Annotated in this window: 13 protein-coding genes; 6 read left to right on the top strand and 7 right to left on the bottom strand. The window is 58.6% G+C overall.

All coding sequences use genetic code 11. The features are described 5' to 3' along the window. Positions 1 to 207 precede the first annotated feature (207 nt). Both VEH04_05615 and VEH04_05610 read left to right on the top strand, forming a co-directional pair. On the top strand, positions 208 to 510 hold the full coding sequence (locus VEH04_05615; GenBank protein ID HYG22243.1) for a hypothetical protein: 303 nt from the start codon (positions 208 to 210) through the stop codon (positions 508 to 510). A gap of 16 nt (positions 511 to 526) precedes the next feature. Then, a complete protein-coding gene (locus tag VEH04_05610; protein ID HYG22242.1) occupies positions 527 to 895 on the top strand; it encodes a hypothetical protein in 369 nt (122 codons plus the stop codon). Between the two features lies 1 nt (position 896). Here VEH04_05610 and VEH04_05605 read toward each other — a convergent pair whose 3' ends face one another. Continuing rightward, the gene (locus tag VEH04_05605; protein ID HYG22241.1) at positions 897 to 1,313 is read right to left on the bottom strand and encodes a lipid-A-disaccharide synthase N-terminal domain-containing protein; all 417 of its coding nucleotides are present in this window, start codon (positions 1,311 to 1,313) and stop codon (positions 897 to 899) included. A 252-nt stretch (positions 1,314 to 1,565) separates the two neighbouring features. Here VEH04_05605 and aroB point away from each other — a divergent pair, with 252 nt between their 5' ends. Further along, a complete protein-coding gene (gene aroB, locus VEH04_05600; protein HYG22240.1) occupies positions 1,566 to 2,654 on the top strand; it encodes a 3-dehydroquinate synthase in 1,089 nt (362 codons plus the stop codon). 39 nt (positions 2,655 to 2,693) lie between these two features. Here aroB and VEH04_05595 read toward each other — a convergent pair whose 3' ends face one another. From VEH04_05595 to VEH04_05570, 6 genes are read right to left on the bottom strand one after another with little or no spacing between them, the layout of a single operon-like run. Further along, on the bottom strand, positions 2,694 to 4,469 hold the full coding sequence (locus VEH04_05595; protein HYG22239.1) for a beta-xylosidase: 1,776 nt from the start codon (positions 4,467 to 4,469) through the stop codon (positions 2,694 to 2,696). A gap of 15 nt (positions 4,470 to 4,484) precedes the next feature. Next, positions 4,485 to 8,171 carry a PQQ-dependent sugar dehydrogenase gene (locus tag VEH04_05590; protein ID HYG22238.1) on the bottom strand — a complete coding sequence of 1,229 codons (3,687 nt, stop codon included), beginning with the start codon at positions 8,169 to 8,171 and terminating at the stop codon, positions 4,485 to 4,487. Beyond that, positions 8,168 to 9,073 carry an NAD(P)-dependent oxidoreductase gene (locus tag VEH04_05585; protein ID HYG22237.1) on the bottom strand — a complete coding sequence of 302 codons (906 nt, stop codon included), beginning with the start codon at positions 9,071 to 9,073 and terminating at the stop codon, positions 8,168 to 8,170. The genes VEH04_05590 and VEH04_05585 overlap by 4 nt, the downstream gene beginning before the upstream one ends. 3 nt (positions 9,074 to 9,076) lie before the next feature. Further along, positions 9,077 to 10,075, bottom strand: a complete 999-nt coding sequence (gene araD1, locus VEH04_05580; GenBank protein ID HYG22236.1) for an AraD1 family protein — start codon at positions 10,073 to 10,075, stop codon at positions 9,077 to 9,079. Positions 10,076 to 10,103: 28 nt separating this feature from the next. After that, positions 10,104 to 11,282, bottom strand: coding sequence for an L-rhamnonate dehydratase (locus VEH04_05575; protein HYG22235.1), 1,179 nt, complete (start codon positions 11,280 to 11,282; stop codon positions 10,104 to 10,106). Further along, positions 11,279 to 12,676, bottom strand: a complete 1,398-nt coding sequence (locus VEH04_05570) for an MFS transporter (protein HYG22234.1) — start codon at positions 12,674 to 12,676, stop codon at positions 11,279 to 11,281. Before VEH04_05570 ends, VEH04_05575 begins: the two co-directional genes overlap by 4 nt. A 30-nt stretch (positions 12,677 to 12,706) precedes the next feature. Here VEH04_05570 and VEH04_05565 point away from each other — a divergent pair, with 30 nt between their 5' ends. The 3 genes from VEH04_05565 to VEH04_05555 all read left to right on the top strand — a co-directional run bounded on the left by VEH04_05565 (position 12,707) and on the right by VEH04_05555 (position 14,941). Further along, positions 12,707 to 13,501 carry a GntR family transcriptional regulator gene (locus VEH04_05565; GenBank protein HYG22233.1) on the top strand — a complete coding sequence of 265 codons (795 nt, stop codon included), beginning with the start codon at positions 12,707 to 12,709 and terminating at the stop codon, positions 13,499 to 13,501. Positions 13,502 to 13,631: 130 nt separating this feature from the next. Further along, entirely contained in the window at positions 13,632 to 14,345 is a 714-nt protein-coding gene (locus VEH04_05560; protein ID HYG22232.1) for a cellulase family glycosylhydrolase, read from the top strand. Positions 14,346 to 14,677: 332 nt separating this feature from the next. After that, a complete protein-coding gene (locus VEH04_05555; protein ID HYG22231.1) occupies positions 14,678 to 14,941 on the top strand; it encodes a glycosyl hydrolase in 264 nt (87 codons plus the stop codon). The last annotated feature ends 101 nt before the right edge of the window (positions 14,942 to 15,042 follow it).

Raw genomic sequence — 15,042 nt, 5'->3', positions numbered from 1 at the left:
ACGCATCGATTAGTCGGCCCTGAATCGTCACGGATTCCGTCACGGAGCTTGAACGTGAAGGATGCGAGGTTCGGAGTCCAGCAAAAATTCCATCAGGTTGTTAAGCCCGATCTCCACCCCCTCAAAATCTGATGTGCGCCCCGCTTCGACGCGTTGCCGCCAAAAAGATGGACAATTCCACGCGAGCCGCTACAGTCGCGCACCGATATGAAGAGCAACATGCTGAAGAACGTGCTGGAATGGTTCATTGCCACCGGCGTGCTTCTTTCAATCATCTTCCTGATTCAATTTTATTTCCGGACCAAGGAGCTGCGCAACCTGCAGGTGCAGGTGAGTGCCGTTCAACAAACGCAGCAGTATCTCAGCATGTTGATTCGCGACACGGTCGAATACAACCGCGTGCATCCTGACCCGAACCTTGGCCGCATCCTCGAATCCATCAGCGGTCCCGCGCAGGGCAACGCCGCTCCTGCCAACGCCAGCGCCGCACCGAAACCCGCCGCCAGATAATTTGCATTAAGTTGTTATGGAAGACCAAGTCACCACGCCGGCCGATTCCAGTGAACTGAAGCAACAGCTGGCCGACCTTCGGCGGCAAACCAATGTCCTCTACATGGCGCTCGCCGTGCTCAGCCTGACGCTCGCAGGATTTGTGGGCCTCCAGGCGCGCCGCGCATCGAAAGATCTGGATAGCATCCGCCCCAACGCCACCGCCCTGATTGATGGCTTTCGCAAGTCCGAAGCCGGCGTCGGCCAGTTCGTCGGGCAGCTCCAGGCCTACGGCCGCGTGAACAAGGATTATCAGCAGCGCGTCCTCGCCCGATATCCTGTGAGCACCAGCGCGCCGGCTTCCACCGTCAATCCCGCCGCGACTCCTCCACCCGTGGCGCCGTAAGTTACTGGGCGGCCGCAATGCCTGCGTCCCGCTGCAATCGGTTGCCGCAAGCAGCGCAATAATTCGCGGTTGGCGGACATGACCTTCCACAGGCAGGACAACCCGTGTGCGCTTCCTTGTGCTGATGGTGAATCATCAGGTTTCGGATATAGGGAATCCACGTAAACGCGTAGGCGAAGATGAAGACTGAATCGCGTTGCCGCAGCGAGTAAACGAGGAGGAGCAGCGATCCCGAGAGGCTCAGCCACCAGAATGCGGACGGCACCACCACCTGCTTTTTTCGCTCGGTGGCGTACCATTGAATGAAGAATCGGGAAAAGAACACCGCATTGCCGAGCCAGCCCACGATTTTCCAAATACTCCATTCAATGCCCAGGAAGTTGCCGTTGTACCAGATCCATTGCTTCAGCCAATCCATGCGGCCGGAGCCTACTGAACTTGCCTGAAGTTCGCGAGCAATTGTGCGATGCTGCGCCTGGAACGCCGGAAAGTCTGCCGTATCGCGAGTTCTTAGCCGTGTGGACCGTCTGCTGAATCGCAGGTTTCCAGCCTGTATACCCGTTCCATACGTCGCCCCCTGGGAAGCACAGCGACAGCAGATTCGGAAACCTGTGCAACGTCGACGCATCCGGGCTTGCGACGTCTTGCATCGAAACGCATTCTGAACCGCGTGCGCAGCGTCAATGTCCCACTCGGCAACCGCAGATACGAAATTGCCATAGGCCCGAAACTCATCCAGGAGCTCGGCCCCCGATGCCAGAAGCTTTCTCTCGGGCGGCGATGCGCCGTCATTTCCGACACCAACGTCGCCCCGCTCTTCGCGAGCGCCGCACAACGGAGCCTGGCAAAGGCAGGATTTGATCCCGTCCTTATCACCGTTCCCGCCGGTGAAACTGCAAAGGCGCTGCGCGTGGTGGAACGTTGTTATGAAGAACTCGCGAAGCATCGGTTGGAACGAAAGTCATTCATCGTCGCGCTCGGCGGCGGTGTTGTCGGCGACCTTGCAGGATTCGTAGCGGCGACCTACCTGCGCGGGATTCCCTTCGTCCAGGTGCCCACCACCCTGCTCGCCCACGTCGACAGTTCGGTTGGCGGCAAGGTGGGCGTCAATCTGAAGGCCGGGAAAAACCTGGTGGGAGCGTTTCATCAGCCGAAGCTCGTTCTGTGCGACATCCAAACCTTGAAGACACTGCCCGAACGTGAATTCCGATCGGGCCTCGCCGAAGTCATCAAGTATGGAATCATCTACGACGCGGAACTGTTCATGCTGCTCGAACGCAATCTGCCAAAGCTGTTAAAGCGGAATCCTGGAACGTTGAGCGAGGTGATCGCGCGCTGCTGCGAGATCAAGGCAGACGTCGTCGTCCAGGACGAGAAAGAAGGCGGACTGCGGGCGATCCTGAACTTTGGACATACAGTTGGCCACGGTTTGGAAGCCATTTCCCGATACGGAAAATACCTGCATGGCGAAGCCATCTCCATCGGCCAGGTCGCCGCCGCGGAAATTTCAGCGCGTCAAAACGGGCTGCCCTCGGACGATGTTCGACGGATTCGTTCGCTGTTCGAGAAAGCGGGCTTGCCCACCCAGGTAAAACTAACCGCGTCCGAGCGGCGGCAATTATTCGACGCCATGCGTCTCGACAAAAAAGTGAGTGCCGGCGAGATCCAGTTCGTCCTGGCCGAACGCATTGGAAAAGTCGTGTGGGGAAAACGCGTCGAACAGACGGCAATCCAAATGGCCCTGGATGCCGTCCAGTAACAACGCCGCGAAGCGCGGTGTCCGTTGGGATGAGTTCAGTTATTGCTTTTCCAGCAACAACAATGAAACACCCTGCCGTGGAAGTTGAACGCGGACGCTTGCCTGCTGGCCTTCCACAGGGATTTGCTGCGGTTCATGCAACTGCGTCAGTCGCCCTGCCCTCAACATGCGATCGTATTGTGATTCATTCGGCGCAGTTGGCGACCCGAGCGATTTCCAAACAGCGAACGAGTTGCTGTGTCGTCCATCGATGCGGTAATGCGTAAGCCTCGCCTCGCCGTTTCCAAGTGCGAGGTGGTTCAATTTGATGTCGATCTGGGCATCGGGGCCGGGGAGATCGTCGTCGTGATAATACCAGATCATCACCGCCACCTTGTTGCTATCAACGCTGGCCAACGCGGAAATATCAGGCGGCCCTGCGACACCGCGGCGAAGGATGTCATCAAGCGCAACCGAGGCCGAACTTTTCGCTTCCACCCGCTGTCCGCTCATGTGGCTGAACATTCTGAACACGTTCATCACTGGAAGATCGAGCCCGTTGTTGGCGAGAACGCGCTGGCCCGCGAAATACGGCTGGTCTTCAAACTCGAATGCCCACGTGAGAGCGCCTTCCAGATTCACTCCATGCCGGTCCGCGAGCTCGTATTTGCGCGCAAACGTGGCCGCAGTGTAACTCGAATACATCGTCGTGTTGCGATAGCCGAGGTGCGGTCCCTGGCACGCCGCGCATCCATCAGGATCGGATTCGCCAATGACGATCGGAGTGTTCTTCATTTCGGGAAACGACGCGATGAGCGCGAAGCCGCGATTGATTTCCGTCAACTGCGGTGCGCAGCCAAGCCGCACGTGGCCGTCCACAAATCGCGGCGAGCCCTTTGCGTGAAATGCCAGGAAGTCCGTGGGCGTCCCCCGCTTGCCCGTTGCGTAATTGGTTCCGCTGATCACGTGCCGCAGAAAACCCTCCATGAAACGCCCACCCGCGCCCGCCACATCAGGACCTCCCACACGCGCCGTCGGCAGCGCCCTGCGCACGGCGTCGATTGCAAAGTCGTGGAGCTTGTAAAATTCGTCGGGCGTTCCCTGCCAATAAAAGCGCAGGTTGGGTTCGTTCCAAACTTCCCAATACCATTTCTCCACTTCCTCCTTCCCATACCGCTCCACGCAATGCGTTACCCACTGGAAAACCAGTTCCGCCCACTTGGCGTAATCCTTCGGTGGATAGGACCAACCTGTTGCAATGCTCTCGTAACGCAAGCCGGGCCGCCATTCGTGCTGGTAGGGTTCAGGCTGGATCGATAGCGCTTTCGGCATGAACCCAATCTGCGCGTAGGGCCGTACATTGCGCTCAAGATAGGCATCGAAGATGCGATCGAGAATCGTCCAGTCGTAAACCGGCTTGCCATTCTCGTCCTCGGTGTAGGCGTTTGAACTTCCCCATTTGTAAGCGGGCGTTCCGTCGCCAGTCGAAAGCAGGTTGTGCGCGCGAAAATAAACGTCCTTCGGACGCAGCACACCCAGCTCCCGAATCAAGCGCTTGCCATCCTTCATGTAGGCGTAGTTCGGCTCGTCCGCGCCAAAGAAGCGCCACACCGGCTTCATCGGCCCTATCGGCTTGCTGGCGTCGATGCTGATGGTAACCGGCAGAACGCCGTCCGCCGCCACTGCTGGCGAATTGGTGGCCTCCGCTGCGGTCAGGTTTGCTGGCGCAATGAGAGCAAGACCGCACACCAGTTTGCAGACGCAGCGGAATGCCACGAGCGGCAATGAGCGCCATCGCAAATGACGCGTGCTGGACAGGGCAATGTTAGGGTTCATGTTCATCGGGTTGGTTCACCGTTCGTTAAGCAGCAGCCTGAAATACTGGGCTTCATTCGTCACCGCACCTTCAACACTCTGCGGATTCTCAATGCCAGGAATGCCATTGTTGCCGGCTGCGTTCCAAATTTCCCAATCCAACAGGTTGGTGGATGTCTGCACCCGCGCGGCGGCGTTCTCGCCGAGCGAGAATTGAACCAGGGCGGCGCCGTCCGGGGCCACGTGCAGCGCCAGATCGGGCGTGCTGTCGATGGCGTGCGGATCGGTGCCGGCAAAATACTCGTGCTGATTCACACGCCCATCCAGGTCAGGGTCTCCCGACACTCCGCCGTTCGGATCGTTGGTGGATCCAAAATGCGCCACCTGCCAATCAGCAAACGCTTGGCGGTTCGTCCCGAAATCCTGGATCCATTGCGCGAGCAGCGCGATGTTCTCTTCGTCCCGCTCATTGGTTGCGATCGGAGGCATGCGGGTGAACCCATTCGTGGAGGCCATGCGATTCCAGATTACCGAATGCACAGGATCCCCCGGAACAATCAACTTGTTGTTGGGATCCCCATTGTTGTTGATTGCATCGCCATTGATCATGCCCGTCTGGAACAGCGGTGTTCGCGCGCGTCCATCCCAATTGCCTCCACCCGTCCCGCCAGGCTGATGGCAGTAGGCACAGTTCACATCGATGTAAGATCGCGCACGATGTTCCAGCGATGAAGTGATATCCCCGGCGGTCGCATGGCGCGGAAGCGTGCTGACAGGTTCAGGCTCGTTCGTGAAGTATCCGGCGGCGTGCAGCAACTCGAGCTGATTTCCAGTGAAACCGTCCATTGTTGCCTCGCGATTCATCTGCCGCGTCGTGAACGAAAGAGCGTGGCCTGCCTGCGGTGTGTGACACGCCATGCATTCCGCGCGGCTCGGTATGTGCCATGTTTGTGTATGGATGTTTCCGCCGTTGGTGATCACCAGCGCAAAGTCCACCCCCGCGTCCGGCGCGAGCGTCGCCTCCGTCTGCGCTTCGTTCCATTGGTAGCTCACGCCGTAAGCACCATCGGCGTTGCGAACCAGCAGGCGCGTTTCGAGCCGCCGCTTCGTCGCGGGATTTCCACGTTCCATTTCGAGGTCGAAATGTTTCACCCAAATCTGGTTGGTCGGAAAAATCCAGTTATCTTCGCGGGACCAGGTCATGCGGTTCGTCGCATCGGGAATAATGAACCAACGGCTCTTGACCGCGTAATCGCTCCAGAATGGAAGGTTGGGCTCGTAACTCACCAGCCCAGGCGAAGGCGAGAAATCGCTGACATCCGCAAACACACGGGTCTCACTCAGCGTGAGGGGATAGGATCCGGCCGGGGTGCCTGAGGTGAGTCGAAGAACGCGCCCGCCATTAATGTCCGCCAGCAACACGTCACTATTGGCGGGATCGATCCCGAACGCCACGATCCCCGCCTGGCCCGCAATGCGTTCCACGTTCACGCTTGCGTTGGTCTGCCGCAGGGACCAGATGTTGCCGGACACGTAATCCGAGAAAATATACGCGCCAAAGAGATGGGGAATTCTGGTGCCGCGATACACCACGCCGCCCGTGATGGAATCGCCCTGCATCGATCCGCCGCCATGCGCATAGACATAGAGAGGACGCGAATGGTAGAGAGTGTCGAAATTCGGCGGCGCAGCCTTAGGCCCGTTGTTGTTGCCTTCCCGAAACGCCCAGCCGTAATTGCCGCCCCGCGTGACGAGATTCACTTCTTCGAACGTTCCCTGCCCCACGTCGCCCACCCAAAGGTTGCTCGTGACCAGGTCGAACGACATGCGCCAGGGATTGCGAAAACCCACGGCCCAAAGTTCAGTCCGCACCGAGTTTGAATTCACCGCACTGCCGTTGAAGGTCGTTGCCCCCACATACGGGTTATCCACAGGCACGGCATACGCCGCAAAACCCGAATAGAGCGGCACCCCCGAATGTGGGTTCGGCTCGATATTGCCCGGCCGCCGATCGACATCAATGCGCGCGATTGCGGCGAAGAACCCGTCGTTGATCTTCTGTGCGTGATTCTGGGAATCGTTCTGGTCCCCGCCGTCACCCAATGAAACATACAGGTAACCGTCAGGACCAAAGTGCAGGTCGCCGCCGTTGTGATTGCCTGCAGTGTCCGCCTGCTGAAAGAGGATCCTTTCGGACGCAGGATCGGCGGCGTTTGGGCTGCCGGGTTGAACACTGAATCGCGATACGCGGTTGTAAATGGTTCCACCCGATCCGACCGAGTAATGCACGAAAAAGAAACCATTCGTGGCATATCCCGGATGAAACGCGAGGCCAAGCAGGCCCTGTTCGCTACCCGTTGAAATAGCTTCACTCCGCGAAGTCAGCAACGCGGGAAGATTCAGGAACGTCGGGGCAGAAAATGAAGCCGCAGAGAGATCAGGAACGACGCGCACCAGGCCTGTCTTCTCACAGACGAACAAACGATTTGTTTCGCCAGGCGGCGTGCGCAGGCAGACAGGCTGGCTGAATGAGAGTCCAGGAAAAGCGTTGACCAGTTCCAACGCTGTCGGCGGAGGTGTTGCGGGCACGTTCAACGTGTTGTTTGTCAGCCGCAAGTCAGTGGAGAAATGAAGTGTCACCGTCGCAGGCGCCGAAGTTCCGCCAATGCCACTGACGGTGTAACTGAAGGAATCCTGTTCAGCCGTGCCGTTCGTGTGGGCATAGAGGATTTCTCCATTCGCAGTCGGCACCGCGGATCCAAACTCCGGCAGGGCCGTGACGTTCACGCTTCCAGGGAAGAGACCTCCGCTGTCGTTGGCGAGAACAGGCACCCTGACCTTGTGTCCATGCCGCAACGTCACCGCGTCGTTCGCGGCAGCCGGCGCGGCAGGTTCCGGACCAGCGGTGCGGCTGCTGACAATTTCCTGCGGCGAGAGCGCGTGATCGTAAAGGCGGACTTCGTTGTAGGAAATGCTCGACTGGCTGTCGCCGCTGAATTGCGAACGCCCAAGCCAGTTGTTCACATCCTCAATGCTCGCCAGCTTGAATCCAGCATCGACGCTCTGCACGAGGGTTCCATTGTGATATCCGCGAATTTGCATGCCTCCCGAACCAAACGAACCGGCGCCGTCTTCCACGACCAGGACAAAATGATACTGATTGCCATTGGCAACGCTGAACCCGCTGTCGGCAGCAACCTCGGCCGCGCCGTTTAATCGCGCAGCGAGCCGCTGCGTGTTGGGAGAGGTTCCGCGGTTGATGGCAACCATGAGATTGTCACTTGATGAAGTCCCGCCAGGAGCGCTGACCGCGTTGGGCACAACCTCGCCCTGCTCAGCTCCGGGACCGCTGCCCGCGATATTCATGCGCCCGAAATCAAAGAGCCGCTGCCAGTTGCGAGTGGCGGTTACGGTGTACCAAATCTCAAGTGTCAGGTTCGTTTTGGATGAGATCAGGCGGTTCGGAAGGTCCACGTAAGCCGAAATTGCCGCGGGCGTCTGGTTGCCCGAAGTTGCGCCGGGAATCGCAAGTGCAACTCCGGAAAATGTGCCGCCAGTGCCAACCACGACGCCGTTCGAACCTGAAATGGAGTCGACGATCGCAGTCCCGGCTGGAGCAGCACCAATCGAGTTGTTGAAAGACCATCGATTGACCAGGGCCGCGCCCGCAGGTCGAACAGATAAGACCAGGAAGATGAACAGGAGAACAATGACTCGCATCATAAAGGCAGGTTGGATTTGAGTTTTTCTGCAATGACAGCACGGAGTGGTTCCACGACTGCGGCAATGTCCTTCTCGCCGTGACCCGCAGCAATCCCGCGCTCAAACCGTTCGAGCGCCGCCGCCGCCGTCTTCAGCTCAATGGAACGCTTGCCGCCTTCATCCATCGCATATCTCAAGTCTTTCGCCATCAGCTTCAGCAGGAAATTAGGCGTGTAATCAGGAGCCGTCATCCGCGCCCAGACAGCCTTTACAAGCGGGCTGCCGGGCGCCCCATTGGCAATCACCTCCATCGACTTCGCCGGATCCAATCCGCTCGACTCGATCATCGCCAACCCTTCAGCCAGCGCGGCGATCTGCACGCCGCAGATGAAATTGTTAATCAGCTTCAGCAGCGCCCCACTCCCCGCCGCACCCATCCGCGTGGCGGATTTTCCCATCGCCGCTAGAATGGGCTGCGCGCGTTGAAAGGCGGCCTCGGATCCGCCCACAAGAAAATTCAGTTCGCCATTTGCAGCCTGCGCCTTGCTGCCCGTGACGGGAGCATCAAGGAATTCGCATCCGTGTTCCGCCGCAATGCCGGAAATTTCCTGAACCCAGCCTACCGACAAAGTACTGCAATCAATGCAGAGCGTCCCATGCGGAGCCCCCGCCAGCGCGCCGTTGGCACCGAGCCACACGCTCCGTGACGCCGCATCATCCGCAACCATGCTGATCACCACGTCCGCCCCTTCGGCAGCCTCGGCTGGCGACTGGGTCCATCGCGCGCCTTCCACGGCAAACGCCTTCGACCGCTCTGGATTGCGATTGTAAACCCGCAGGGGAAAACCTTTGCGCAAAAGCTGGCGCGCCATGCCCGAGCCCATGGTTCCCAATCCAAAAAAAGCGATGCGAGGCTGGCTCATGATTCACAGGGTTTTAACAATGATGGGACGAATCCCAGCTTTGGCAATTCTCACCGTGTTGCGCAAGGGCCGACCGAAGCCCGCGAAGGAAATTTCCATCACGTCACCGTTGGCGAGTTTGATGCCAGCCCCGAAACTCAGCGCGCAGGCGCCGAAAAAATGCACGTGCAGGTCGCCCGGCCGCCGATGGCCATCAAACTTGAAATGATGGTGCTCCAGGTTCGCGAGGCTGTGGCACATCTCTTTCTCACCCGTAAGAACATCTTTGGCCCAGAGCAAATCTCCCCCTCTCGTGATGCTCACGCGGCCTGCGATTGATTCAAATTCTGCATCAATCACCAGTTCCGGGCCGAGCGAACAGGTGCGAAGCTTTGATCCCGCAAGGTGAAGATAATTCTCCTTTTCATATGCGTGGTCCGAGAACTCGTTGCCAACCGCAAACCCAATGCGGCGTGGCGAGCCGTTCTCATCGACGTAATAAACCCCGGCAATTTCACCCTCTTCACCGCCGTCCTCCGCATGCGGCGGCACGTCGAGCGGGTCCCCGTGTCCGCGCAGGATTGTTCCCGTTCCCTTGTAGAACCACTCGGGTGCGACACCCACCTGGCCGGGCGGCGGTTTGCCGCCCGCAACCCCGAGCCGAAACATCCGAAGGCTGTCGGTTTCCTCGGCCGCGTCGTCGCCATGCATCGCCTGCCGGTCATTGGCACTGCCCAAGTGCGTCAGCCCTGTGCCTGAAACCAGGCAACTCGCCGCATCGCGCGGATGATGAATCGGCGGGAGTAATCGCCATTCGGATTTCCCTTCGTAAATGGAATCGTAGTCTAGAAACTTTGAAGCCAGCCGCTCCTGAATCACCGACTTCAACGGACGCGAAGTTAAATCCGCTGATTCCGCCAGTTCATAGATCGACTGCGCTTCACCCAGCAAATGCAGCCGCGGTTCTTCCACCACGGCGACCGATGAGAGCGCGCCATTCTGAATTTGTACGAGGCGAGTCATAACACGTTTGTTGCGATTCTTCCGGGTGTCATTCGATCACGTCAAACTGCTTCAACTTCTCTTCGTCGACAGTCAGTCCAAGCCCCGGAAGGTTTTCGTCGAGATCAATAAACCCATCCTTCGCCATAGGTTCGCCCTTGAAAATGTACCAGAACAGCTCGTTCCCAACCTCGACGTCCACAGGCGGGAAGAACTCCGCCATGGGCGAATTCATGCTCGCCATGACGACGTGGTAATTATGCATCTGCCCCGCGTGGGGGATCACAGGGATCGAATGCGCCTCGGCCAGCGCCGCAATCTTCCGGGCCTGCGTGATGCCGCCGACGCGGTTGGTGTCGAACTGAATGTAATCCACCGCCCGTGCTTCAATCAGCTGCCGAAAACCATAAAGCGTGTGCTCGTGTTCGCCGCCTGCAATGGGAATCCGTCCAAACCGCTTCAACTCCGCATAACCGTGAATGTCGTCAGGAATCACAGGCTCTTCCAGCCACCGCAGGTTGAACTTCTCCAACAGCGGGATCATGCGTTTTGCGTAATCCAGGTTCCAGCCCATGTAAGCGTCTGCCATGATATCAATTCCATCGCCCACCGCGTCGCGCACCGTGCGGACAAGCTCCATGTTCCGCCGCATTCCTTCCGCGCCGTCCGTCGGCCCCCAGCCGAATCGCAGCTTCATTGCCTGGTATCCCTCAGCCTTGTACTTTCGCGCTTCGCGTTCCAGTTCATCCAGCGGCGTGCTGTAAAGGCGGCTCGAATAAACCGGGATGCGCGGCTTGGTGCGGCCGCCGAGCAGGCGATACACCGGTTGCTTCGCGGACTTCCCGAGCAGGTCCCATAGCGCAATATCCACTGCGCTCATGGCCACCATGGCAATACCCTTCCGCCCAAATGCCATGGTCTTGCGATACATATGCTGCCAGAGAAATTCCGTATCCCACGGATCCGCGCCCACCAACAGCGGCTTGAGATGAAGATCGATCACACCCTTGGTGACCTGCGGCGCCAAAGCCGCGTTTCCCAGGCCGACCAGGCCGCCGTCCGTGACAATTTCCACAAGCAGCCATCCGTGGAACGTGAACGCACTCATCGTCTGGCGCGTCAGCATTGGCGCAATGGCGTCCATTGGATTGGTGCAGAAATGCGGCGGGAGCGGAACAATCCCTCCCTTCCATTGCACAACACGGGTTCGGACTTCAGTGATTTTCATGATCGCGTTTGAAATGTGAGCGCCTTGATTCGCGGCACAGCCAGGCAGATGAGAACGAACGCAATGACGTGCAGCGAACCTGCCACCGCCAGAACCGGCGCATAGCTGAAACCGTGATCCAACAGCCACCCGGCAAGTTGTCCAAGCACCACTCCACCCATCGCGCCGCCCAATCCCACCAACCCGGCGACCTTCCCCAGGCATTGTTTCGGAACAAGGTCAGTCGGCAGAATCATTACAAGCGTGGACCACGATTGCTGTCCAAAAAACGCAAGGCTGAACAACAGCATCACGAGCGCAAGCGATGATACGTGCGGAACGAGGATGACCCAGGGCATCAGCGCAGCACTGATGCCCAGCGCCAGTTTGCGCGCGCGGTTCACCGAGTGCCCGCGCACCAGCAGCCAGCTCGAGAGTCCTCCGCCAGCGAGGCAGCCGACCCCCGACGCCGCATACGGAATCCAGCCGATGCTCCCCGCCTGCTTCAAATCGAAGGAATGCACGTCGTAAAGATACTTGGGCAGCCAGAACAGGTAGAAATACCACGCGGCGTCGCTGAGAAACTTGGCTCCAACCACGCCCCAGATTTCCCGATGCCTCAGCAAATCGAAAAGCGTGATGCGCGACGCAGGCTCAGCGGCCGTTGATGTTTGGGCATCGCCAGGGGACCGATAAACACGCCACCACCAAATTGCCCACACAAGGCCGAACGCGCCCGTTATGAAGAAAACCCATCGCCACGGGGACAGGTCGAACCAGTAACCACGCGCAAGAATGAGTGCAATCAACGGCGGCGCGATCACCGCTCCCACCGCCGTACCCGCGTTGACTATACCCATGGCAGTCGCGCGCTGCTCAACAGGAAACCATTCGGCCACGGCCCGGGTTGCCGCGGGGAATCCGCCGCCTTCCCCGACGCCCAGCAGCAACCGGCTGGCTGCCAGCATGATCACTCCGCCCGCGAATCCATGGCTCGCGCACGCTATCGACCAGAAGATCATGATCCACAAAAACCCGCGTCTCGTGCCCAGGCGATCGAGCAACCACCCGCCACCCAGGTACATTACGCCATAAGTCGCGAGAAACGCCGAATCCAAGGCCGCCTTGGTTTGATTCGTAATCGGGATGTCCGCCTGGATTGCCTTGATCGCCCACGGCAACGTTTGCCGATCGAGGTAGCTGATTGCAATCGCCACGCTGACCAGGAAGGCAATCTGCCAGCGCAGGTCGTGCTCGCGATGCTCCGCATTTGTCGGGACAGTGGCGATGTCCACTGATACATCAGAGTTCTCAAACGCGGCAAGCGTGAAATCGCATGGACTGCGTAGCGCAGGTTTCTCCCGACGAATCGTGGGCTGCGCTACGACGGAAGCTCCGCGCAAAACTTGACGCACATGCGGTTCAAAATCATTCTCACCACTGATATGTCACGGAAGTCGCCTGCGCGCGCCAAAGGGCTGGCAAAACCAGTTCAAACGCATTCCCCTGCCCCATCGCTCGCGAAGCGCGCGTATCTCGAGATCCGAAACCAAATCCTTAAAGGCGACATCGTTGTCGGCGCAGCGCTGTCGAGACGCCATCTCGCCGCGGAATTGAACATCAGCGTTCCGCCTGTCATGGAGGCGCTCCAGCAACTCGAGCGCGATGGCCTCGTGGAAAGCAGGCCTCGCGTTGGCACGCGCGTGCGCATTCCCGACCCGGCCGACGTCGAGGATCGCAGTCTCGTTCGCGAAGCATTGGAAACCCAGGCCGCCCGCCTCTTTGCCCAGCGTGCTACCTCGCAGGAACGGACGGAACTGAAGGCGATGGGCCGCCGCGTCGACCAGCTTTACGCAGCGTGTGAGAACAACGCGTCGGACCGCGACTTTCTTTTCTCCGTCAACACGTACCACATGAAGCTGCACCTGCGCATCGCCGAATGTGCCCGCTGCCCCGCGCTGCGCGATGCCATCGAAAAGGAACAGGTGCTGATTTTCAACTGGCTCTTCGACACTGCCGTTGAACGCCGCACGCTCGGATCCGACTTCCACGCGCGGCTTGCTGACGCGCTTTCGTCGGGGACAACCGAGCAGGCCGACTCCGCAATGCGACAGCATATTCGCTTCGGGATGAATCAGGTTCTGGAACGCCTGGGCAGGTTCGCCCGTCCATCGCCTGGCTGGCGTCATCAAAAACCCGCGGGAGCGGAAAGGAAACGAAGCGCGTCGGCGACGCGATAGCAGCGCTGGAGCGGTTTGGATTGACGCGAATCATCTCCGCAGTCCGTTTGTTGGGACTGAGGGCTGTTCGATCTATCATGTGTTTTGACGTCATGTCGGTGCGCTCTCATCCCCGTAATCTGCGACGGTCATGATAAAGCTCTTCATTGCGGTGCTGTTGACTCTGACGCTTTCGGCGACGTTTCGAGCGCAGGCCCAGACGGGCTCGACGAACAGCCAGCGGGCCCACGCCTGGTGGCGCGATGGCTCGCCTGGGCAGCGTCCGTATCGCGTCGACAACAAAAAGCTCCCGCTGATTTCCGTCAAAGGAAACAAGTTCGTGGATACAAACAGTGTTGCGAAGTTGTTTCGCGGCCTTTCCATTTCCGATCCGGACAAGATCGAAATGCAGGGCCATTGGAACCGGGAACACTTTTTGAAGGTGAAGGAAATGGGCGCGATGGTGGTGCGAATCCCGATTCATCCCGTCGCCTGGCGCGAGCGTACGCCACGCGAATACCTGCGCCTTCTCGATCAGGCGGTCGGCTGGTGCACGGAACTCGAAATGTATGTAATGCTCGACTGGCACAGCATCGGGAATCTGGAAACCGGTGTGTTCCAAAATCCAATGTACGATACGTCCAAACAGGAGACGTATAATTTCTGGCGCACGATGGCGCGCCATTATGCCGGGCACAACACCGTCGCATTTTGGGAACTGTTCAACGAACCGACCACGTATCGCGACCAACTCGGCCCGGTTTCATGGGATGCCTGGAAGAAAACCGTCGAGGAACAAATCACACTGATCCGCGCGCACAATCCCCAGGCGGTAATTCTCGTCGCTGGATTTGATTGGGCTTAAGATCTGACGCCGCTGATTGTCAGCCCCATCGCAGCGGAAGGAATTGGCTACACCACGCATCCCTATTCTAACAAGCGATCCCAACCGTGGGAGCCCAAGTGGGAGGAGAACTTTGGATTCGCGGCGGCGAAGTATCCGATCTTCGCGACGGAATTTGGCGGGCTCGAAGGCGATTACGCGCCGCGCATCATCAAGTATCTTGAGAGCAAGGGCATCAGCTGGGCTGCCTGGTGCTTCGATCCTGAATGGGGCCCCACACTGATTCGCAACTGGAATTACGACCTTACCGCATCGGGCGAATTCGTGAAATCCGCGATGAAAGGCGAAGTCAAGTGAACGCAATCCCCGATTTGATTCGGACACTTTCCAGGTGCGCGATCCCAATGGGTCTCGTGCTCGCGTTGTTTGCAACTGCGGTTCACGCAGCGACACCCGTGACACCTGATGCCTCGTCAGAAGCACGGGCATTGCTGAACTACATTCACGCCATGTACGGCAAGAAGACGTTGTCAGGCCAGATGTGGGCGCCGTGGAGCGGATATGAAATCGACACCGTTTGTTCAATGACAATTATTCTTCACTTCAGTGACAATTAGAAATCACTGTGCCTGCCGGTTTTGTTTTCATCTCTGTGTCATCTTTCAACCCTTTCGAAACCACCCCCTTCGGTGGAACGGAGTCCCTGGAGCCGTAGGCG

This window comes from Verrucomicrobiia bacterium (genome assembly GCA_035629175.1).
Lineage (GTDB): Bacteria > Verrucomicrobiota > Verrucomicrobiia > Limisphaerales > DASXHY01 > DASXHY01.
Note: the sequence above shows the minus strand (reverse complement) of the source record. Positions and strands in the feature narration are given on the sequence as shown.

What these genes read in the sequence shown, in the direction of transcription:
- VEH04_05610 (HYG22242.1), top strand. Translation starts at nt 527, where the DNA reads ATGGAAGACCAAGTCACCACGCCGGCCGATTCCAGTGAACTGAAGCAA.
- VEH04_05575 (HYG22235.1), bottom strand. Translation starts at nt 11,282, where the DNA reads ATGAAAATCACTGAAGTCCGAACCCGTGTTGTGCAATGGAAGGGAGGG.
- araD1 (HYG22236.1), bottom strand. Translation starts at nt 10,075, where the DNA reads ATGACTCGCCTCGTACAAATTCAGAATGGCGCGCTCTCATCGGTCGCC.
- VEH04_05590 (HYG22238.1), bottom strand. Translation starts at nt 8,171, where the DNA reads ATGATGCGAGTCATTGTTCTCCTGTTCATCTTCCTGGTCTTATCTGTT.
- VEH04_05615 (HYG22243.1), top strand. Translation starts at nt 208, where the DNA reads ATGAAGAGCAACATGCTGAAGAACGTGCTGGAATGGTTCATTGCCACC.
- VEH04_05595 (HYG22239.1), bottom strand. Translation starts at nt 4,469, where the DNA reads ATGAACCCTAACATTGCCCTGTCCAGCACGCGTCATTTGCGATGGCGC.
- VEH04_05560 (HYG22232.1), top strand. Translation starts at nt 13,632, where the DNA reads ATGATAAAGCTCTTCATTGCGGTGCTGTTGACTCTGACGCTTTCGGCG.
- VEH04_05565 (HYG22233.1), top strand. Translation starts at nt 12,707, where the DNA reads ATGTCACGGAAGTCGCCTGCGCGCGCCAAAGGGCTGGCAAAACCAGTT.
- VEH04_05585 (HYG22237.1), bottom strand. Translation starts at nt 9,073, where the DNA reads ATGAGCCAGCCTCGCATCGCTTTTTTTGGATTGGGAACCATGGGCTCG.
- VEH04_05605 (HYG22241.1), bottom strand. Translation starts at nt 1,313, where the DNA reads ATGGATTGGCTGAAGCAATGGATCTGGTACAACGGCAACTTCCTGGGC.